This is a genomic window from Pseudomonas sp. NUPR-001, from assembly GCF_052147955.1.
GTDB lineage: Bacteria > Pseudomonadota > Gammaproteobacteria > Pseudomonadales > Pseudomonadaceae > Aquipseudomonas.
Genome location: NZ_CP197353.1, coordinates 571,701 through 592,339, shown reverse-complemented (window position 1 = coordinate 592,339; position 20,639 = coordinate 571,701). Strand labels below are relative to the sequence as shown.

Sequence of the window (20,639 nt, the reverse complement as noted above, 5' to 3'; positions counted from 1 at the left end):
ATCTCGACAGTACGGTCAAACGTCGATCTGGGCTGGGTCCAGGAACTCTTGCGCATAGCGTTGGGGCACGCCCTGGCTCACAAACACGTCGAACAAATCGGGGGCGATGTGGCCGCCGTTGCGCATCTTGACCATGATGTCCAGCGCTTGCGAGAGGCTCAATAGCTATTAAAAACATAGCTGCCTGCGTTTATCCGGCGGGCTCTATACCCATTTTTTGCTTGAAAACCGATGTTCCCTGGCCCGCCAGGTGGTCCTTTCCGAAGAGCAGAAAGAAGAATTGATAAAACAAGCCGACCGTTGTTATATCCACCGTTTGTTAAATAGCGAATGGGATATAATGCCTATAACGCTTTAAATCAAATGCACTGCCACTAACAAGGTATTGCCAAAAGCGGGGCTGAAGGAATTCTAATCAACTTTTCTGTAATATTTGAACTGCGGTATTTCTATTGAAGTTCTGTGCAAAAAAATCCCCGCCTTCGGCAATACCCAAACCGTTGGGCGTCACTTTACCGCAGAAAACGTAAATTCAACAAATTAAATGAAAGAAATAATTGACGGGAAAATAAATGATATTGAATACGATAATGCGTCGTGTAAAATTCTGTGGATTTTGAAAGAAGCTAACATTTCAGCAGAAGACAAAGAAAAAGAAATTGATGTCTGTGAAGGTTTTCGTAATGATTGGCATAAAAAAAATGCGTTATCTGTACCTACATTTCGAAAAATGATATACGCAACTTATGGTATTTTAAATCCAACTGTTGAATGGGAAAATGTACCTTATGCAAATCAAGAAGCTTATGAAGTAGTTCAGCAAATTGCATATATAAATATTAACAAATTACCAGCTGATTCATCCTCTAATGATTGGGAAATTAAAAAAGCATATGATGAAGGTAAAGATAAACTTTTAAAACAAATTGAAAGTTTACAACCTAATATCATAATATTCGGAAATACACTTAAATATTTTGAAACCGAAGATTTAGCTAAAATCGGTTGGGGCATTAAAAATACAGAAAAAAAATACGCCGAAATTGAAACTAAAAACACAGCTGCCCTGGCCATCGAGATGGGCGCCGATGCGGTGGACATCGGCAAGACCATCCACCCCCACCCCACGCTGGGCGAGAGCATCGGCATGGCGGCGGAAGTGGCGCATGGCAGCTGCACGGATGTGCCGCCTGCGCGCAAGTAAGTCCGCAGCCAAGCTACCCTGACAAGGCCCGAACTGGCGACGGTTCGGGCCTTGTGCTTTGCGTACCCAAACAATCGCCGCAGAATACTGTGCAGTTGTACAGTATTCATGTCAGCCACTTCCAAGCCCAAGCTCTACAACCCACGCCACCCCGAACGCACGCTGCTCTACCAAACGGTAGCCGAGCACTACGAGACCTGGCTAGAGTTGGCCAGCGCGGGTCAGTTCGACGGCCAGGGCGACCACCACACCCCCAAGCCCTTCGTGCGCAAAGCGTTTGCCACATATCTGGAGTGCGGCACCAGTGACAAGCGTGGTGCCAAGGCAGATGAGCTGCACCTCACACCGCTGGAACTGATCGACCGCATCGCCGCGCTGGTGCCACCGCCACGCACCCACCGGCACCGCTACTTTGGTGTGCTGGCACCAAACTCGCCGCTGAGAGCGGCGGTAACGGCGCTCCCGAGTTCGACAGTTACGCTCGCAAGTGCTTGTTTTTGCTAGAGCGCACTTTCAAAAATGCCACTACAACAGCGCCAACTGCTCCGGCGCCGCTGGTTTTTCGATTCCTAATGCATGAAACACCTCGTTCTGTTCCGTGCTGGGCGTCGACACCCCGACCACCGGCTCGCCGCCGTTCAGGCGCACGCGGTGATGCTGGATGCGCTGTAGTTGCTCGAGCGCCCGCTCGGGCGTGTAGCCCGCGTCCGCCGCCTTGAGTCGGCTGCGCATCACCCGATGCAGGATCAGCGCCATGAAGCAGATCGACGCGTGGGCGCGAATCCGCTCGGGCAGGCGGTGATACACCGGGCCAATCTCGATCTCGGACTTGAGCACCTTGAAGCCGCGCTCGATGTCGGCGAGCGACTTGTAGCGCTGAAGCACGTTCTGCGCGGCGAGCCCCTCGGCGTTGGTCACCAGCAGCAGCTTGCCGTCCATCATTTCGGCAAGACGCTTCGCCTTGTCGTCGATGTGGTAGCTGAAGAGCTCCTCGCCCAGATCCACCTTGAGAATGCGCGACAGGTGCGCTTCGCTGACCGCATGGTAGAAGCGCGCCTTGGCGCCGCTATCCGAGAGTTTGCGCCCCCGGTGCTTCACGCCTTCGTCCTGCTCGGTGAGCTTGCCGGTCCATTGGTCTGCCTGGCGGATCAGCGCGTCGATACGCGCATTGCGCTGCTCGGTCTTCGTGGTTGCCGTCACCGGATCGTGCGCGACCACCAGCCGCAGGTCGTTCCAGGCGTGCTCCGAGATCACTTCCTGCGTGGCGGCTGCGCACTGCTGTTCGTGGAAGGGTTCGAGCAGCTCGATGAACTCGTTGTATCGGCGGCCCGGCACCGCGACGATGAATTCGAGCGGCTTGCCGCTGGCCAGGCGCACGGCCTTCAGCGCCTCCAGATTGTCCAGGCTGAGCAGCCCCCGGTCAGCGACCAGCACCAGGCGCTGCACCGACGGGAAGCGCTCGAGCACCTTGGAGAGTGTGGGCAGCAAGGTACGCGTCTCGGCCGTGTTGCCGTCGAACACCTCGTGGTAGATCGGCAGCCCCTCGGCGGTCTGCACCACGCCGAGCATGAACTGGCGGGCAATCAGCCCTTCCTTGGCCATGCCGTACTGGCGCACGTCACCGGTCTGCTGGCTGAGTCCTTCGCTGCGGATCGTGGTGAGGTCGTAGAACACCATCGACAGATCCTGGTCGATCAGCGGGCGCAGCAGCCCGGCGACCACGGCATCGACCTCGTCCTGGTGATCCATCAGCGCATCGAGGCTGCGCAGCAACTGCTGGTGCGTCACCGCCTTAGGCCCGAAGTCGGGCAGCGCCACGGTCTGCACCCAGCGCAACACGCCGAGCTTGGACTCGGGGTCGCACAGGCGGTTGAGCACCATCAGCCGGATCAGCGCTTCTACATCCGTGGTCCGGCGCGTGCGCCGGAACACCCGGCGCAGCCCCGAGAAGCCGAGCGACTTCCACAGCTCGGTCAGCGCCCATACGTTACCGAGCGCGCGCGCGGACTCGAACGACACCGTGGGCGCCGGCGGTTTGGCGCCCATCGGCGCGCGGCCAGTGATCTTCAGCAGACCGTTGATCACCGCGTCGAGCGACCCATCGACCTGCTCGGCGCGGCCGAGCGTGGCGACGGTGCGCTTCTTTACCCGCCCAGCCTCGTCGCGGTAGGACTCGACGAGCTGGACGTAGCGGCGACCGCCGGAGGTGGTGAGCTTGACGTGCATGATGCCGCCACTTTAACCACCTACAAGTTCGCGTCAAGCTTGAGGTCGTCTGTTACAAACGTGCCACCACAGCGCTTTTGCAATTGCGGCCGTCAAACCCGCGCCGGCGCTGGAGGCACTTTCCGAAAAGGGGCGAAAATTGCGGTTAAGTGTCGAACCCCGGGGCGCTGGCTCAGCCTGCTGCGTCGCAACCAGCCACGGTGGAGGCTGCACAACCTGGCGCGGGCGTACCTGGGGTGGCGGCGCCGGGCAACGCGGCCACACCCACACCCGAACCTGAAGCACGCCCGAAGCGAGCGGCGCATTACTTGTGGGCGGTGCTGATTGCCCGCATCTACGAGGCATTTCCGCTGCTGTGCCCCATGTGCGGTGGGCAGATGCGCATCATTGCCTTCATCACCCACAGCGCCGAAATCCGCCACATCCTGAACCACATCGGGGTGGAGTCTGCCCCCCCGCACATCACCCCGGCACGCGGGCCACCGCTGTGGGAGGGCTGCGACGCGCCGGTGGATGATGGTGCGCAAGGCGAGCCGGATTGGGATCTGGCAGCTCAACCCGACGAGGTAGACCAGCGCGTCAATTGGTGACCCAGTGAAGCGGCGGTATCCATCGCTGCGGGGAAGCAGCTGCGCGCGCGCCAGGCCCAAATGCATACTGCCTCCCAAGCTCTTGCCATTGAGCGGCAAGCGAGCGCTCAACCTTCCTTGGCCGAACGTGTTTCGAGGCCCAAAACTCGCGCCATACTTGGCCTCATGCGGTTGAATTTCCTATCCGTTGCACCTGCGCCATGAAAAGAATCATCCCGCTTTTACTGTTCGCCGCGATGACTGCCTGCGGCCAGTCCGAGGCGCCTCAGAAGGCCAACATTTCGGAGGCGAATATTCCGACGGTGGAGGAACTGGCCGCCAACCCTGAACGACTCAAGGAACTGCGCCAGCAGTGCAAGACCGATCGCCCCAGGCTGGGCGACGTGTTGTGCAACCGGGTCGCCGAAGCCACACGCAAGCGGTTCTATGGCGACGGTGCAACGCCATACAATCCGCCGAAGGAACCACCAAAATTTTGAGCATTACGTGGTTGAGCGTTTCAAGGATCGTGACTATGATCAGCGTCCTGCCAATAAGAGAATGCGGAGATGCATGTCAGGCTGGTGAACTTGCGTTTGGTCCACCGCCTGCATGCCCTCAAACCGAGCCGCGCTATCGCTTGGATGTTGTCTCCGGTTGTACGAGGGACTGCGAAGCCTGGAGGTTCAAGATCTCTTGTTTTGGCGAGAGACTGAGCGAGTAATTTACGTAATGACCATATCTTCCCCCCTGCAATCAGATTCCTCGCCAGTCGGGTTGCCTGGTATTTTGCCCATCCGGCGCTGACCGAAGATATATGAGCCAGATGAGGATCGTTTCGCATGATTGAACAAGATGGATTGCACGCAGGTTCTCCGGCCGCTTGGGTGGAGAGGCTATTCGGCTATGACTGGGCACAACAGACAATCGGCTGCTCTGATGCCGCCGTGTTCCGGCTGTCAGCGCAGGGGCGCCCGGTTCTTTTTGTCAAGACCGACCTGTCCGGTGCCCTGAATGAACTGCAGGACGAGGCAGCGCGGCTATCGTGGCTGGCCACGACGGGCGTTCCTTGCGCAGCTGTGCTCGACGTTGTCACTGAAGCGGGAAGGGACTGGCTGCTATTGGGCGAAGTGCCGGGGCAGGATCTCCTGTCATCTCACCTTGCTCCTGCCGAGAAAGTATCCATCATGGCTGATGCAATGCGGCGGCTGCATACGCTTGATCCGGCTACCTGCCCATTCGACCACCAAGCGAAACATCGCATCGAGCGAGCACGTACTCGGATGGAAGCCGGTCTTGTCGATCAGGATGATCTGGACGAAGAGCATCAGGGGCTCGCGCCAGCCGAACTGTTCGCCAGGCTCAAGGCGCGCATGCCCGACGGCGAGGATCTCGTCGTGACCCATGGCGATGCCTGCTTGCCGAATATCATGGTGGAAAATGGCCGCTTTTCTGGATTCATCGACTGTGGCCGGCTGGGTGTGGCGGACCGCTATCAGGACATAGCGTTGGCTACCCGTGATATTGCTGAAGAGCTTGGCGGCGAATGGGCTGACCGCTTCCTCGTGCTTTACGGTATCGCCGCTCCCGATTCGCAGCGCATCGCCTTCTATCGCCTTCTTGACGAGTTCTTCTGAGCGGGACTCTGGGGTTCGAAATGACCGACCAAGCGACGCCCAACCTGCCATCACGAGATTTCGATTCCACCGCCGCCTTCTATGAAAGGTTGGGCTTCGGAATCGTTTTCCGGGACGCCGGCTGGATGATCCTCCAGCGCGGGGATCTCATGCTGGAGTTCTTCGCCCACCCCGGGCTCGATCCCCTCGCGAGTTGGTTCAGCTGCTGCCTGAGGCTGGACGACCTCGCGGAGTTCTACCGGCAGTGCAAATCCGTCGGCATCCAGGAAACCAGCAGCGGCTATCCGCGCATCCATGCCCCCGAACTGCAGGAGTGGGGAGGCACGATGGCCGCTTTGGTCGACCCGGACGGGACGCTCCTGCGCCTGATACAGAACGAATTGCTTGCAGGCATCTCATGAGTGTGTCTTCCCGTTTTCCGCCTGAGGTCACTGCGTGGATGGAGCGCTGGCGCCTGCAGCGCGACGGTGCGCTGCTCACGACCCACTCGAGCTGGGTGCTTGCCGTCCGCCAGGGGGACACGCCAGCGATGCTGAAGGTCGCGCGCATTCCAGATGAAGAGGCGGGTTATCGCCTGTTAACCTGGTGGGACGGGCAGGGCGCCGCACGGGTCTTCGCCTCGGCGGCGGGCGCTCTGCTTATGGAGCGCGCGTTCGGGGCGGGCGACCTTGCACAGATGGCGTGGTCCGGCCAGGACGACGAGGCCTGCAGGATCCTCTGCCGCACGGCTGCGCGCCTGCACGCTCCGCGGTCCGGACCGCTGCCCGACCTCCATCCGCTGCAGGAATGGTTCCAGCCGCTTTTCCGGCTGGCCGCTGAGCACGCGGCACTTGCGCCCGCCGCCAGCGTGGCGCGCCAACTCCTGGCGGCACCGCGCGAGGTGTGCCCGCTCCACGGTGACCTGCACCACGAGAACGTGCTCGACTTCGGCGACCGCGGGTGGCTCGCCATCGACCCGCACGGGCTGCTGGGCGAGCGCACCTTCGACTATGCCAACATCTTCACGAATCCAGACCTCAGCGACCCCGATCGGCCGCTTGCGGTCCTGCCGGGCAGGCTGGAGGCCCGGCTCCGCATTGTGGTCGCCGAGACCGGGCTTGAGCCCGAACGGCTTCTGCGCTGGATCGTTGCATGGACCGGCTTGTCGGCAGCCTGGTTCATTGACGATGGCGAGTGCGCGGCGATTGATCTGGTCATCAACGCCATGGCACGCCGCATGCTCGATTAGCGCGGTCACCGATCACCTGGTCGTCGAGCTAGCCCAGGCTGGGCCGTGATCCGTTGAAGTCGTTACGGGATACATCCGCCGACTCGAAGCCATGCACCGGGCCAGCATTGTGGAGCGCGTGGCTGAGGGGCTATGGAAGGTGCCGGACGACTTGGCCGAGCGTGGCCGCCAGTACGACGCGCAGCGCCTGGGTGGTGTGGCCGTGGAGCTGAAATCGCACCTGCCTATCGAGCGACAGGCTCGCGCGGTTGGGGCCACCTGGCTCGACCAGCAGTTGATCGGCGGTGGCTCGGGCCTGGGCGACCTGGGCTTTGGCAGCGATGCAAGGCAAGCCATGCAGCAGCGTGCCGACTTCCTGGCGGAACAGGGGGTGGCAGAGCGTCGCGGGCAGCGCGTCATCCTTGCACGCAACCTGCTGGGCACGCTGCGCAATCGGGAGCTGGCGCAGACCGCCAAGGACATTGCGGCGGAAACCGGCCTGGAGCATCGCCCCGTCACAGACGGCCAGCGTGCCGCAGGCATTTACCGGCGTTCCGTCATGCTCGCCAGTGGGCGCTACGTGATGCTCGATGACGGCATGGGGTTCAGCCTGGTGCCGTGGCGGGCGGTGATCGAACAGCGACTGGGGCAGCAGATCGCCGCGACGGTGCGCGGTGGTGGAGTGTCGTGGGAGATTGGGCGGCAGCGCGGGTTCGGTGCTTAACGTCCCGGATACTTGTATCGCAGTCAATCGTTAAGCCTGAGCCGCAAAGTACACCACCATTCTCAAATGCCTATGCTCGTCCACTATCAGCGTCTCATGACGAAAATTTCGTTGCTCACCCTTGGTGTCCGCAACTGAACCAATGCCGCGTATTGCAATCCCGCCGTCCGGCACTTCCCACCCACGGCGAAAGCTGGGAGAGAGCACTTTCAAATCCTCGATCAAAGCCAGCATCGCCGGGTCTTCCGGTGCAATGGCAACGTCATAGCGGAACTGCGCCAGCAGCCTGGGCGCGTCGTTGGGCCAGTCGGTAAGCCGTCGCCGCATGTCGGGGTCGGCAAATGTCATGCGCAGCAGGTTGCGGTCTTCTCGCTGCTTGTCGGCAAATCCGAACAACGCATCAGCCGACGCATTCCAACCCACCACATCCCAGCGCAGGTTCTGCACGTAGGCCGGCCTGGGCAAGTCGTCCAGCAATTGCTGGATGTCCGCTGTCACCGAATCCCATTGATGTGCTTCTGGCGGCGGAGGGCGTCTGTGCGCCAGCAGGAACAGATGGCTGCATTCGGCATCGTCGAGCTTGAGGGCATAAGCCACGCTCAACAGGAATTTCTCCGACACCTGGATATCGCGCCCTTGCTCAAACCATGTGTACCAAGTCAGACCCACGCCAGCCAAGGCCGCCACTTCTTCCCTACGCAGGCCGGGCGTGCGGCGCCGTTCGGTGGCAGGCAAGCCGACAGCGCCCGGCGTCAGCTTCTTCCGATGGCGGGTCAGGAACTCCGACAGTTCGTTTCGAGTACGGCTGAGGCTTCGATCCTGCATGGCTGTTGCTATTGGTAATAGGATAAGTACTTAAATTGTCATGTGATGATATTGCCTGGAAGATGTGGTTTTAGCAATCCGAATTGCCCGAGACCCGCATCCATGACACATCACGAATCTGTCCCTATCGCAGTGCCCGAGGATCACATATCCGAGCGTGCCGGCGCCCGTGCTTGGGCGGGGCTTGCCATCTTGTCCCTACCCACGGTCATGCTGGGGCTGGATCTGTCGTTGCTGCATCTGACCTTGCCGGCACTCGCGCTCGATTTGCAGCCGACCAGCACGCAGGCGCTCTGGATCATGGACGCCTATGGCTTCCTGATCGCGGGTTTTCTCATCACGATGGGAACGCTGGGCGACCGCATCGGTCGCCGCAAATTGCTGCTGATCGGCGCGGTTGCTTTTGCCGTGGCCTCGGTGGCGGCCGCGTTCTCGACCAGCGCCAACATGCTTATCGCGGCGCGGGCCGCCCTCGGCGTGGCAGGCGCCACGTTGATGCCTTCGACACTGGCGTTGATCAGCAATCTGTTCCCTCATCCCCGCCAGCGCGCCCTTGGTATTGGCATCTGGGCAACGATGTGGGGCATCGGCTATGCCCTGGGGCCGGTCGTGGGCGGCCTGTTGCTGGAATGGTTCTGGTGGGGCGCGGCCTTCCTGATCGCGGTGCCTGTCGTGATCCTGCTGCTGATCCTCGCCCCGTTTCTGTTGCCCGAGTATCGCGCGCCCAAAAGCGAACGTGTAGACCTGACCAGCGTGGCGCTGTCGCTCGCCGCTATGTTGCCCTTCGTCTACGGCATCAAGCAGATCGCCAAATCCAGCCTTGCGCCCGATGCTGTTGTCGCCATTCTGGCCGGCGTTCTGTTTGCGTGGATATTCGTCAGGCGTCAGCGACGGCTGGCTGATCCGTTGCTCGATTTGAGCCTGTTTGCCAACCGGGCCTTCTCGGTCGCACTGGTCGTGCTGTTGTTCGGCCTGGTGGCGGTGGGCGGCACGATGCTGCTGGTCGCACAGTATCTGCAACTGGTGGTCGGCTACTCACCCGCGGTCGCGGGTTTGTGGATGGGCCTCGCGGCGCTCGCCATGATCGTTGGCGGCACCGGCGCTCCGCTCGTGGCACGAGTGATCCGACCGGGGTTCGTGGTCGCCGGTTCGCTGGCTCTGTCCGTGTTGGGTTATCTGATGCTGACGCAATTGAGCCACGGCACCGCCGGCGTAACACTGAGCGTTGCCGCTCTGGCGCTGGCCTATCTGGGCAACGGCACCATTGCCGCGCTGGGAACAGACCTCGTGGTCGGTTCTGCACCGCCCGAGAAGGCCGGATCGGCCTCTGCGATGACCGAGATGGTGCAAGACTTGGGGATTTCGCTGGGCATCGCTTTGCTTGGAAGCATTGCTGGCGCGGTTTATCACCAAGAGGTGCTGGGCCATTTGCCGGATGGTCTCAAGACCACTGCGCGCGAAGCCGTCAGCGACAGCTTGTGGGCCGCATCTTCCGTCGCGTCGGAGTTGCCGGCCGGTTTGATGGAACAGGCGCAGGCGGCATTCATCGCGGGACTCCAAGGCGCCGCCATCTTCAACGCAGTAAGCGTTGCTGTGCTGGCCGTGCTTTCCGCCGTGGCGTTGCGTCATGTGGGCGCGAATGCCCGCAAGGTCTGACTATCCAGACTGAAAACGGGAGGCCCTGGCTATGGAGCTACGTCATTTGCGCTGCTTCCTCGCGGTAGCTGAAGAACTGCATTTCGCTCGCGCGGCCGAGAAACTGCATATCGAGCAGTCCCCGCTGTCACGCGCCATCAAGGAGCTGGAAGAAGAGCTAGGCGTGGTGCTGTTCGCACGCACCACGCGCAGCACGCGACTGACTCGCGCAGGCAAGCTGTTCCTCAATCACGTACCGCGCGTGTTCACTGCCTTGCATCAGGCCCGCGACAGCGTGAAGGCCGCAGCCAATGGCTTCCACGGCCAGTTGCGTATCGCCCTGTCCGACGGCATCACGCCGTCACGCTTGCCGGCTTTGCTGGCGCTGTGCCGACAGGAAGAGCCCGAAGTCGAAATCCGCCTGACCGAAGTGCCCCTGTCGCAGCAGATCAAGGGTCTGCATGATGACCTGTACGACGTGGGCTTTGCCTGCTCCGATGATTCCGGCGATGGCATTGTGGCCTCGCCCGTCTGGCACGATCCACTGATGGTGGCCGTGCCTGCCCGACACCCGCTGCTGGCCCACAAGCGCATCCCGTTGGATGAGTTGCTTCGCTATCCGCTGGTCTTGTGCGATCCGCAAGTGTGCGAAGGCCATGCCAAGCATGTCGAACGGGTGCTGCGTCGTACCGAAATGGAGCCTCTGATCGCAGAGCGCGTCGCATCCTTCGATCTGATGATGGCCTTGGTGTCGGCCGGCTTCGCGCTCGGGCTGGCTGGCGCCGCGCACATTGCCTCCAGCCGTGAATCAGGTGTCGTGGCCCGACCGCTCGCGTTGCGCGTGCCGCCGTTGACAACCTACTTGCTCCACCTCGACGGTGATCCGTCCGACGAACTGACCCGCTTCATTGAGCGCGTGCAGACCATCGAATCGCTGGAGCCTCCCAGGCCCATACGAGGCCGCAATCCCGATCAATCGGAGGAACTGACGCCATGAAGAAGATCATTCCGTTCTTGCTGGTGGCCGCGTTGACTGCCTGCGGCCAGTCTGAAACGCCACAGAAGCCCGCCGATTCGGAAGCCAACATCCCGACGGTGGAAGAACTGGCGGCCAACCCCGAACGGCTCAAGGAACTACGGCAGCAATGCAAGACCGACCGCGCCAAGCTGGGTGATCTGCTCTGCAATCGGGTGGCCGAAGCCACGCGCAAGCGGTTCTATGGCGATGGCGAAACCCCGTACACGTCGCCAGAAGAATCCCCCAAGTTCTGATTGCTGACTGATCGCCACATAGCCTTCATTCTTCTGTTCGACACGCCGCAACGCGCCCGCGCTTGCGGCGTTTTTCGTTAGCTCGCCACCGCGCTAATTCTTTCTTTTTGCTCGATCTTTCTGCTCTAAACGGTCTTTGACCGGCACTGACTCGGCACCCATCCTGACGCCTGCGGCACGTCCATGTGCCGCTTTTTCCATGAGGAATCAGCGCAGGAGAAATCGGAGGCCAGGTCATGCAAGGGACGAACGTGCTGTTCGGTCAGATCGCCGTGGTATTCGGCATCGTGATCGCCGGCGTGTGGGGCGCCACACAATGGACAGCAGCCGCCCTTGGCTATCAGCTACGCCTTGGCTCGCCCTGGTTCGATTTTCTTGGCACGCCGGTCTATCACCCGTGGCGGCTGTTCGAGTGGTGGTTCTTCTACGGCGCCTATGCGCCGGAGGTCTTCGACACCGGCGGCGCCATTGCCGGTGCCAGCGGCATGGTCGCCGTGGCCGTCGCCATTGCCATGTCGGTCTGGCGTTCGCGGCAGGCACGCCTGGTCACGACCTACGGTTCGGCCCGTTGGGCGAATGCGGAGGACATTCGCAAGGCGGGCCTCACGCAGCCGGTCGGAGTGTTCCTCGGCCAGCACGACCGCCAATACCTGCGCCACGAAGGCCCGGAACACGTCCTGACCTTCGCGCCGACGCGCAGCGGCAAGGGCGTCGGCTTGGTGGTGCCCACCTTGTTGAGCTGGCCTGCCTCGGCGGTCATCCACGACATCAAGGGGGAGAACTGGCAGATCACCGCAGGCTGGCGCAGCCGATTCAGCCATTGCCTGCTGTTCAACCCCACGGATGCAAACTCGGCGGCCTACAACCCGCTGCTGGAAGTACGGCACGGCGCGCATGAAGTGCGCGATGTGCAGAACATCGCGGACATTCTCGTTGACCCCGAAGGTGCGCTGGAGAAGCGCAACCATTGGGAGAAGACTTCGCACGCGCTGCTGGTCGGGGCCATCCTGCATGTGCTCTACGCGGGCGAAGACAAGACGCTGCGCGGCGTCGCCAACTTCCTGTCCGATCCGGCCAGCCCGTTCGAGCTGACCTTGCACCGGATGATGACGACGAAGCACCTGGGCGATGCACCGCACCCGGTTGTCGCGTCCGCTGCCCGCGAAGTGCTCAACAAGTCGGACAACGAGCGGTCGGGCGTGCTGTCCACGGCCATGTCGTTCCTCGGCCTGTACCGCGACCCGACGGTGGCCGAAGTCACGTCGCGCTGCGACTGGCGCATCGCCGACCTGATCGCATCCGAGCATCCCGTCTCCCTGTATCTCGTAGTGCCGCCTTCGGACATTTCGCGGACGAAGCCGCTCATTCGCCTGATCCTCAACCAGATAGGTCGGCGGCTCACCGAATCGCTCGACGGCAGTGATGGCATCGAGCGCCGCCACAAGCTGCTGCTGATGCTCGACGAGTTCCCGGCGTTGGGCCGCCTGGACTTCTTCGAGACGGCGCTTGCCTTCATGGCGGGCTACGGCATCCGCAGCTTCCTGATCGCACAGTCGCTCAACCAGATCGACAAGGCCTACGGCCAGAACCATTCGATTCTGGATAACTGCCATGTCCGCGTGACGTTCGCCACCAACGATGAACGCACGGCCAAACGGATCTCCGAAACGCTTGGCACCGCTACCGAACTGCGCGCGCAGCGCAACTATGCCGGGCACCGATTGGCCCCGTGGCTCGGGCACCTCATGGTGTCGCGGCAGGAAACCGCACGGCCGCTGCTGACGCCGGGCGAAGTGATGCAGCTTCCGACCGACGAAGCCGTGGTGATGGTTTCCAGCGTGGCACCGATCAAGGCGAAAAAGCTGCGCTACTACGCCGACGCGAATTTCAAGAGCCGCGTATTGCCGCCGCCCGCGCTCACGGCCGGGCAGTACGCCGATGCGCCACCAGCCCGGCCTGACGACTGGAGCGGCCTAGCGATCCCAGCCGTGCCAACGGCCCCGGCTGCGGGCCTGTCCAGCGACGCCGCAGGCACCGCCGACGACGGTGGCCCGCGCCGCCAGCCAGAGCTATCCGAAGTCACCGAATACAGCCCCGAGGCGCCGCCCACCGGCAACGACCTGGCGCTGCTCGATGACGACGACGACCTGCCGCTGCCGCTTCCCGGCCAGCTCGACCCGGCCATGCAGCGCACGGCCCGGCTGGCTTCCCTCGACCCCAACGACGGAATCGACCTATGAGCCAATACCGCCTCAATCTGTTCATCCAGCCTGAGCACGCCAAGCGTCTCGAAGAACTGGCCGCCAAGAAAGGCGTGTCCAAGTCGTCCATCGTCGCGGCGGCGCTCGCATCGTGGCTCTCGCCCGATGCCGGCGACCAGCGCGAGGCGGCCATCGCCAAGCGGCTTGATCGCCTGTCGCGGCAGGCCGAGCGCATGGAGCGCGACCAGAACATCCAGATCGAAACACTGGCGCTGTTCATCCGCTACTTCCTGACCGTCAGCACCCCGATTCCCGAAGCCCATCAGGACGCAGCTCGCGCCCAAGGCAAAGCGCGTTTCGAGCAATTCGTGGAGCGGCTCGGCCGCCACCTGCTGCGTGGCCGCAGCCTGGTGCGCGACGTTGTGGAAGAACTGCACCCAGACCCGGCGCGAATGGATGACGCGGAGGCACTGGCTGAAGCGCAGGAGCGTGCCTCATGAGCGCCATTCCGCAAACCCCGCCCGAACTCTCATCCGCCGCAACCTCTCTGGATCGCCGTATCCAGATGCTGCGCACGGCAATGGGGCCAGTCATCGCCGCTGCGCTGGCCGACCCCGACGTGGTGGAAATCATGCTCAACCCCGACCGCACCCTATGGGTGGATCGGTTGTCATCGGGCCGCATGCCGCTGGGCGTGGAGCTGTCCCAAGACGATGGCGAACGCATCATCCGGCTGGTGGCTGCGCACGTCGGCGCAGAGGTGCATCGCGGGCGGCCGCTGCTGACCGCCGAGCTGCCCGAAACCGGCGAGCGGTTCGAGGGCATCTTGCCGCCCGCAGCGCCCGGCCCAGCCTTCGCGCTGCGCAAGCGCGCCGTGAGCATCATCGGGCTGGATCGCTATGTGGCCGACGGCATCTTGACCACAGGCCAGGCCGAGTTCCTGCGCCGCGCCGTGCGTGAGCGCCAGAACATCCTGATCGCCGGGGCGACGAGCAGCGGCAAAACCACACTCGCCAATGCCTTGCTTGCGGAGATCGCCGCCACGGGCGACCGCGTGCTTGTGCTCGAAGACACCATCGAGCTGCAATGCGCAGCCCGCGACCATGTGCCGCTGCGCACCCGCGCTGGCGTCGTGTCTATGACCGAGCTGGTGCGGGCCACGATGCGCCTGCGCCCCGACCGCGTGATCGTCGGCGAGGTACGCGGCGGCGAAGCCCTGGACTTGGTTAAGGTGTGGGGCACCGGCCACCCCGGCGGCATCGCCACCATCCACGCCGGTTCCGCGCTGGGCGCGCTGCTGCGCCTCGAACAGTTGATTCTTGAAGTGGCGGTGAACCCACCGCGTGCGCTGATCGCCGAGGCGGTCAACGTCGTGATCCACATCGCCGGGCGTGGCCGCAAGCGCCGCGTCGAAAGCATCGCCCGTGTCGTCGGTTTCGACGGCACCGGCTATCGCCTGGCGGACGCGCTGGAAACACCGTTTCCCGAGCTGATGCCGGTTCCTCTCGCAGCCGATGCCGCTGCGCCTTCCTCGTCCCTTGACCTACCTGGAGAACTGCCATGACGCAGATGCACGTTCACGCTTTCCGTAATTCCGTAAATCCGGTTTCAACCATCGCACGCCTGCGGCGGCTGGCCGGCCCCGCGCACCACGGCCTGCTGCTGGCCGCAGTCATGCTGATGACGGCGGGCACGGCGAAGGCATCCGGCTCCTCGATGCCGTGGGAAGGCCCGCTGCAATCCATTCTGGAGTCGATTCAGGGGCCGGTGGCACGCATCGTCGCGGTCATCATCATCATCGCCACGGGCCTCGCGCTCGCCTTCGGCGACACGTCGGGCGGCTTTCGCAAGCTGATCCAGATCGTGTTCGGTTTGAGCATCGCGTTCGCCGCGTCCTCGTTCTTCCTGTCGTTCTTCAGCTTCTCCGGCGGGGCTGTCGTATGAGTGGCCCGGATAGCTTCGCGGCCGGCTTCGAGGTGCCGCTACATCGCTCGCTGACCGAGCCGCTCTTGATGGGCGGCGCACCGCGCACGGTGGCGATTGCCAACGGCACGCTAGCCGCTGCCGTCGGGCTGGGCCTGCAACTCTGGATTCCTGGCGTAGTGCTCTGGATCGTCGGCCATTCTTTGGCGGTGTGGGGTGCGCGCGTCGATCCGCAGTTCATGCAAGTCTTCGCCCGGCACATCAAGCATCGCCCGCTGCTGGACGTGTGAGGGGAGGACGCCGCGATGCTGAACCTCGCCGAATACCGCCAGCGGCCCGCCTTGTTGGCCGACTGGCTTCCCTGGGCCGGGCTGATCGCGCCAGGCGTGGTGCTGAACAAGGATGGTTCGTTCCAGCGCACGGCGCGCTTTCGCGGGCCTGATCTGGACAGCGCCACGCAAGGCGAGTTGGTCGCCACCACGGCGCGGCTGAACAACGCGCTGCGCCGGCTGGGTTCAGGCTGGGCGCTGTTCGTGGAAGCCGAGCGCCGACCGGCCGCAGACTACCCGCACTCCGAGTTTCCCGAACCGTTGTCCTGGCTCGTCGATGAAGAACGCCGCGCCGCCTTCGAGGAATCGGGCAACCACTTCGAGAGCGCCTATCACCTGACGCTGGCCTACCTGCCGCCCGAGGAATCCCGCGCCCGTGCGGCCAAGCTGCTCTACGAGCACGCGCCGGGCGATGGCGTGGACTGGCGCGGCCGGCTCGATGCCTTCGTGGCGGAAACCGATCGCGTGTTCGACCTGCTCGATGGCGTGATGCCGGAAATCGCCTGGCTCGATGACGCACAGACGCTGACCTACCTGCACGCAACCGTCTCGACGCGGCGCTATCGCATCGGCGTCCCCGAGGTGCCTTTCCATCTGGATGCGCTGCTGGACGACTCCGCGCTGGTCGGCGGCCTGGCGCCCATGCTGGGCGACCAGCACCTGCGCGTGGTGTCGGTGCGGGGTTTCCCGACCTCGACCTGGCCGGGCCTGCTGGACGACCTCAACCGCCTGGGCTTTGCCTATCGCTGGAGTACGCGCTTTCTCTGCCTCGACAAAGCGGAGGCGGAAAAGGAGCTGCGCCGCCTGCGCCGCCAATGGTTCGCCAAGCGCAAGAACGTCATCGCGCTGCTGCGCGAAACGATCTTCCAACAGGAAAGCCCGCTGGTCGATACCGACGCCAGCAACAAGGCAGCCGATGCTGATGCCGCCTTGCAGGAACTGGGCAGCGATCAAGTCGCCTTCGGCTACCTCACCGCCACGGTGACGGTGCTCGATGCCGACCCAACCGTGGCCGACGAAAAGCTGCGCATGGTCGAGCGGGTCATCCAAGGACGCGGCTTTGTCACCATCCCCGAAACGCTCAATGCCGTGGATGCGTGGCTTTCGTCTATCCCTGGCAACGCCTATGCCAACGTGCGCCAGCCCATCGTCTCGACGTTGAACCTGGCGCACATGATGCCGGTGTCGGCGGTGTGGGCCGGCCCCGAACGCAACAAGCATCTGGACGGCCCGCCGCTGATCGTCACCCGCACCGATGGCGCGACGCCGTTCCGGCTGGTGACGCACATCGGTGACGTGGGGCACACGATGATCGTCGGCCCGACCGGCATGGGCAAGTCGGTCTTGGTCGCCATGATGGCCATGCAGTTCCGCCGCTATCGCGGCTCGCGCGTCTTTATCTTTGACGTAGGGCGATCCATACGCGCCGCGACCCTGGGCCTTGGTGGCGAGCACTACGACCTCAGTGCCGATGGCGAGATTGCCTTTCAGCCGCTCGCCCGCATCGACCGCGAGGGCTACCGCACCTGGGCCGCCGAATGGATCGAAGGGCGCTTGCTGCACGAAGGCGTGGTCGTCGGCCCCGACGAGAAGGCCGCTATCTGGTCGGCGCTCGGCAGCCTGGCTGGTGCACCCGTGGAGCAGCGCACGCTGACCTGCCTGTCCGTCCTGCTGCAATCGAACGTGATGCGCCAGGCGCTTGCGCCCTATGTGCTCGGCGGCGCGCACGGCAAGTTGCTGGATGCCGACCACGACCGGCTGGGTAGCGCGGATGTGCAGTGCTTCGAGATGGAAGAACTCATGCACAGCAAGGCCGCCGTGCTGGCCGTTCTGAACTACCTCTTTGCCCGCCTGGAAGAACGATTCGATGGCTCGCCCACGATGCTTTTTCTCGGGGAGGCGTGGGTTTTTCTGGACGACCCCATATTTGCGGCCCGGCTTCGGCAGTGGCTCAAGACCTTGCGGAAAAAGCAGGTTTCCGTCGTCTTCGATACGCAGTCGCTCGCCGACGTCAAAGAGTCATCCATCGCACCGGCAGTCATCGAAAGCTGCGCGAGCAGGATCTTTCTCCCTAACCCGCAGGCCACCGAGCCGCAGATTCGCACGATGTACGAGGGCTTCGGCCTCAACAGCCGGCAAATCGAGATCGTCGCCACCGCGCAGCCCAAGCAGGACTACTACTACCAATCGCGCCTCGGCAATCGCCTGTTCGACCTCGACCTGGGGCCGGCCGCGCTCGCCTTCGCGGGCGCATCCACACCGCAAGACCAACGCGACATCGACCGCGTGCTGACGCAGGCCGGTGCTCCCGGCTTCGCTGGCGCGTGGCTGCGCCATCGCGGCCTTGATTGGGCCGCCGACCTGCTGCCGTCGTCACCGGCGGCGGCTTCTTTTCTTTCCCAACCACGACAGGAGAACCTGCCATGAAGACCCGTGTGCTTTCCGTAACGCTGGCCGCCGCGCTGTCGGTGTCGCTGCTGGCCGTGCAGTCCGCAGCAGCGCTGACGGTGTTCGACCCGTCCAACTTCGTGCAGAACACGCTGACCGCCGTTCGCACGCTGGAGCAGATCAACAACCAGATCAACCAGCTTCAAAACGAAGCGCAGATGCTGATGAACCAGGCGCGCAACCTGACGAAGCTGGATTTCGATATCGTCAACCGCCTGCGCTCGACGCTCGCCACCACCGAGCGCCTGATCGCCGAGGCGCAGGGACTGGCCTACGACGTACAGAACATGGATGCCACGTTTTTGCGCCTGTACCCGGAGCAGTACGCCACCACCATCAGCGGCGACCAGATGCTGCGTGATGCGCAGGAACGCTGGAAAAACACGCTGAACGGCCTGCACACCGCGATGCGGATGCAGGCGCAGGTGTCGCAGAACCTGGCGCAAGACGAAAGCGCACTGGCCGATCTCGTAAGCCAGAGCCAGTCGGCCACCGGCGCGCTACAAGCCATGCAGGCGACGAACCAGCTTCTTGCCTTGCAGGCCAAGCAGTCCATCCAGGCCCAGCAGCTCCAGATCACGCAAGACCGGGCGGCCTCGCTGGAACTGGCGCGGCAGGCGGCGGCGACCGAGCGCGCCCGCGAAGTGCGGCGGCGCTTCCTCGGCACCGGCACGCCGTACACGCCGCAGTCCGTCAACTTCTACAACAACTGAAAGGGGGCGGCCATGCGATGCGTTCCTGTCCTGCTGGCCGTGCTGCTGGCCGCGTGTGGCCAGCAGCCGGCCGAAGACCTGGCCGCGACCTTGGCCGCCGATCCCGTGCGGCTCAAGGCGCTGCGCGCCCAATGCGCGGCCGACCGGCACGCCGCAGGCGAAGACACCTGCCGCGCCGCCGCCGAAGCCTTCCGGCGGCGGTTCTTCGCCGGCCAGACCGGGCCGGACGAATACCGGACGCTGACCGAACTGCCGCCGATCCCGGCGAGCTTCGACACGCCCACCGACGACGCGCCGGAAGGCGATGCGCCGCTCGCCGCTGCGGAGGACACGCCATGAACGACGTGACCATCATCGACCGCTTCCTCGATACGTTCTCGCGCTACATCGACTCGGGTTTCGGGCTGTTGCAAGGCGAAGTGGCGTTCCTGACGGCCACGCTGATCGTCATCGACATGACCATCGCCGGCCTGTATTGGGCCATGAGCCACGCCACCGGCCAGGGCGAGGACGTGATCGCAAAGCTGCTGCGCAAGGTGCTCTACGTCGGTGCCTTCGCCTACATCATCAACAACTTCAACTGGCTGTCGGGCATCGTGTTCCGGTCGTTCGCCGGCCTGGGCCTGATGGCCACCGGCTCGACGTTGAGCATGGAGAACTTTCTCCAGCCGGGACGGCTGGCGAAGACGGGCATCGACGCTGGGGCGCCGATTCTCGACCAGATTGGGGACATGGCAGGCTTCCCCGAAGTGTTCGTGAATCTCGACCCCATCGTGGTGCTGTTCATCGCCTGGCTGGTGGTGATCCTCTGCTTCTTCGTGCTCGCGGTACAGCTTTTCATCACGCTGATCGAGTTCAAGCTGACCACGCTTGCCGGCTTCGTCTTGATTCCGTTCGCACTCTGGAACAAGACGAGCTTCCTTGCGGAAAAGGTGCTCGGCAACGTGGTGTCGTCGGGCATCAAGGTGCTGGTGCTGGCCGTCATCGTCGGTATCGGCTCGGGCCTGTTCGCGGAGTTCCAGGTTCATCCCGACGAGCCTTCCATCGACCACGCGCTGGTCGTGATGCTTGCCTCGCTCGCGCTGCTGGCGCTGGGCATCTTTGGCCCCGGTATCGCCACCGGCCTCGTGTCCGGTGCGCCGCAGCTCGGCGCGGGCGCGATGGCGGGCGCGGCCGTCGGCGCGGTCGGCACGGGCGTTGCCATCGGTGCCGCCGCAACCGGCGTGGGTGGTGCCGTCGCTGCTGGAGCACGCATGGCTCCCGCTGCCGCGAAGTTGGCCGGCGCTGGTGCGCGCGCCGCCACGTCGGCGGCCAGCAGCGCCAAGTCGGCATTCCAGGCCGGTTCCGCCGCTGCGGGCGGCGGGGCCAAGGGCGCTGCTGCGGGCCTCGGCAACGTCGCCAAGACCGGCGCGCAGGCGGCAGGCCGCCGAGCTGCGTCCGGTGCTTCCGCTGCCGGGCAGAAGGTGGCCGATTCCTTCCGGGCTGGCTGGAACGGCGCGGATGCCGGCGCTGCCGGCTCCGGCCAGGCCGCCGCAGGCGAAGGCGCGGGCAGCGCCGCCAGCGCACCGAAGCAGGAGCAACCCGCCTGGGCCAAGCGGATGCACCGCCGCCAGCAGATCACCCATGCCGCAACCACCGCCGCCCACACGCTGCGCGGTGGCGACGGCGGAGGTTCGGGGCAAGGCCCGAGCCTGCGCGCCGATGAGTGAACCGATACCTGACCCTC

At 63.4% G+C, this 20,639-nt stretch carries 20 protein-coding genes and 3 pseudogenes; 20 read left to right on the top strand and 3 right to left on the bottom strand.

The features are described from left to right. Positions 1-15: 15 nt before the first annotated feature. A complete protein-coding gene (locus tag ACP6KB_RS02750; RefSeq protein ID WP_442111922.1) occupies positions 16-162 on the bottom strand; it encodes a hypothetical protein in 147 nt (48 codons plus the stop codon). A 382-nt stretch (positions 163-544) separates the two neighbouring features. Between ACP6KB_RS02750 and ACP6KB_RS02745 the strand changes: the two genes are divergently transcribed. Further along, on the top strand, positions 545-1,204 hold the full coding sequence (locus tag ACP6KB_RS02745) for a hypothetical protein (protein ID WP_442111920.1): 660 nt from the start codon (positions 545-547) through the stop codon (positions 1,202-1,204). Between the two features lie 108 nt (positions 1,205-1,312). Beyond that, a pseudogene (locus tag ACP6KB_RS02740) lies at positions 1,313-1,666 on the top strand (transposase); the annotation flags it as partial. Between the two features lie 63 nt (positions 1,667-1,729). On the opposite strand, the gene ACP6KB_RS02735 reads toward ACP6KB_RS02740, so the two are convergent. Continuing rightward, positions 1,730-3,430, bottom strand: coding sequence for an IS1634 family transposase (locus ACP6KB_RS02735; protein WP_442111918.1), 1,701 nt, complete (start codon positions 3,428-3,430; stop codon positions 1,730-1,732). 164 nt (positions 3,431-3,594) lie between these two features. On the opposite strand from ACP6KB_RS02735, the pseudogene ACP6KB_RS02730 reads away from it, so the two are divergent. The 6 genes and pseudogenes from ACP6KB_RS02730 to ACP6KB_RS02705 form a co-directional block, all read left to right on the top strand. Beyond that, positions 3,595-4,020 (top strand): annotated as a pseudogene (locus ACP6KB_RS02730) (IS91 family transposase); the annotation flags it as partial. A 200-nt stretch (positions 4,021-4,220) separates the two neighbouring features. Further along, complete coding sequence (locus ACP6KB_RS02725) at positions 4,221-4,499, top strand: EexN family lipoprotein (protein WP_012076320.1); 279 nt, start codon at positions 4,221-4,223, stop codon at positions 4,497-4,499. A 342-nt stretch (positions 4,500-4,841) separates the two neighbouring features. Then, complete coding sequence (locus ACP6KB_RS02720) at positions 4,842-5,636, top strand: aminoglycoside O-phosphotransferase APH(3')-IIa (RefSeq protein WP_000572405.1); 795 nt, start codon at positions 4,842-4,844, stop codon at positions 5,634-5,636. A gap of 20 nt (positions 5,637-5,656) precedes the next feature. Then, the gene (locus ACP6KB_RS02715) at positions 5,657-6,037 is read left to right on the top strand and encodes a bleomycin binding protein BLMT (RefSeq protein ID WP_000131935.1); all 381 of its coding nucleotides are present in this window, start codon (positions 5,657-5,659) and stop codon (positions 6,035-6,037) included. Continuing rightward, on the top strand, positions 6,034-6,864 hold the full coding sequence (gene aph(6)-Ic / locus ACP6KB_RS02710) for an aminoglycoside O-phosphotransferase APH(6)-Ic (protein ID WP_442111915.1): 831 nt from the start codon (positions 6,034-6,036) through the stop codon (positions 6,862-6,864). The genes ACP6KB_RS02715 and aph(6)-Ic overlap by 4 nt, the downstream gene beginning before the upstream one ends. A 41-nt stretch (positions 6,865-6,905) precedes the next feature. Next, a pseudogene (locus ACP6KB_RS02705) lies at positions 6,906-7,567 on the top strand (DUF3363 domain-containing protein); the annotation flags it as partial. Between the two features lie 30 nt (positions 7,568-7,597). On the opposite strand, the gene ACP6KB_RS02700 reads toward ACP6KB_RS02705, so the two are convergent. Further along, the gene (locus tag ACP6KB_RS02700) at positions 7,598-8,392 is read right to left on the bottom strand and encodes a helix-turn-helix transcriptional regulator (protein WP_021018495.1); all 795 of its coding nucleotides are present in this window, start codon (positions 8,390-8,392) and stop codon (positions 7,598-7,600) included. Positions 8,393-8,494: 102 nt separating this feature from the next. On the opposite strand from ACP6KB_RS02700, the gene ACP6KB_RS02695 reads away from it, so the two are divergent. From ACP6KB_RS02695 to trbL, 12 genes are all read left to right on the top strand, one after another. Next, positions 8,495-10,048 carry an MFS transporter gene (locus tag ACP6KB_RS02695; protein WP_021018496.1) on the top strand — a complete coding sequence of 518 codons (1,554 nt, stop codon included), beginning with the start codon at positions 8,495-8,497 and terminating at the stop codon, positions 10,046-10,048. A gap of 31 nt (positions 10,049-10,079) precedes the next feature. Then, the gene (locus ACP6KB_RS02690) at positions 10,080-11,024 is read left to right on the top strand and encodes a LysR family transcriptional regulator (protein ID WP_023127261.1); all 945 of its coding nucleotides are present in this window, start codon (positions 10,080-10,082) and stop codon (positions 11,022-11,024) included. Then, complete coding sequence (locus ACP6KB_RS02685; RefSeq protein WP_023127262.1) at positions 11,021-11,299, top strand: EexN family lipoprotein; 279 nt, start codon at positions 11,021-11,023, stop codon at positions 11,297-11,299. The genes ACP6KB_RS02690 and ACP6KB_RS02685 overlap by 4 nt, the downstream gene beginning before the upstream one ends. 236 nt (positions 11,300-11,535) lie before the next feature. Beyond that, positions 11,536-13,539, top strand: coding sequence for a conjugal transfer protein TraG (locus tag ACP6KB_RS02680; RefSeq protein ID WP_442111912.1), 2,004 nt, complete (start codon positions 11,536-11,538; stop codon positions 13,537-13,539). Beyond that, positions 13,536-14,000, top strand: coding sequence for a ribbon-helix-helix protein, CopG family (locus ACP6KB_RS02675; RefSeq protein WP_004883086.1), 465 nt, complete (start codon positions 13,536-13,538; stop codon positions 13,998-14,000). The genes ACP6KB_RS02680 and ACP6KB_RS02675 overlap by 4 nt, the downstream gene beginning before the upstream one ends. Beyond that, entirely contained in the window at positions 13,997-15,064 is a 1,068-nt protein-coding gene (gene trbB, locus ACP6KB_RS02670) for a P-type conjugative transfer ATPase TrbB (protein ID WP_004883088.1), read from the top strand. Before ACP6KB_RS02675 ends, trbB begins: the two co-directional genes overlap by 4 nt. Continuing rightward, positions 15,061-15,444: a TrbC/VirB2 family protein gene (locus ACP6KB_RS02665; RefSeq protein ID WP_004883090.1), complete on the top strand. Its 384-nt coding sequence runs from the start codon at positions 15,061-15,063 to the stop codon at positions 15,442-15,444. The genes trbB and ACP6KB_RS02665 overlap by 4 nt, the downstream gene beginning before the upstream one ends. Next, entirely contained in the window at positions 15,441-15,713 is a 273-nt protein-coding gene (locus ACP6KB_RS02660) for a VirB3 family type IV secretion system protein (RefSeq protein WP_034028659.1), read from the top strand. Before ACP6KB_RS02665 ends, ACP6KB_RS02660 begins: the two co-directional genes overlap by 4 nt. Positions 15,714-15,728: 15 nt before the next feature. Continuing rightward, the gene (gene trbE, locus ACP6KB_RS02655) at positions 15,729-18,179 is read left to right on the top strand and encodes a conjugal transfer protein TrbE (RefSeq protein WP_023127265.1); all 2,451 of its coding nucleotides are present in this window, start codon (positions 15,729-15,731) and stop codon (positions 18,177-18,179) included. Continuing rightward, complete coding sequence (gene trbJ, locus ACP6KB_RS02650) at positions 18,176-18,913, top strand: P-type conjugative transfer protein TrbJ (protein ID WP_442111909.1); 738 nt, start codon at positions 18,176-18,178, stop codon at positions 18,911-18,913. Before trbE ends, trbJ begins: the two co-directional genes overlap by 4 nt. A 12-nt stretch (positions 18,914-18,925) precedes the next feature. Further along, positions 18,926-19,252 (top strand): hypothetical protein, encoded by a 327-nt coding sequence (locus ACP6KB_RS02645; RefSeq protein WP_023127267.1) that lies wholly within the window; start codon positions 18,926-18,928, stop codon positions 19,250-19,252. Then, positions 19,249-20,622 carry a P-type conjugative transfer protein TrbL gene (gene trbL / locus ACP6KB_RS02640; protein ID WP_023127268.1) on the top strand — a complete coding sequence of 458 codons (1,374 nt, stop codon included), beginning with the start codon at positions 19,249-19,251 and terminating at the stop codon, positions 20,620-20,622. The genes ACP6KB_RS02645 and trbL overlap by 4 nt, the downstream gene beginning before the upstream one ends. Positions 20,623-20,639: the final 17 nt, after the last annotated feature.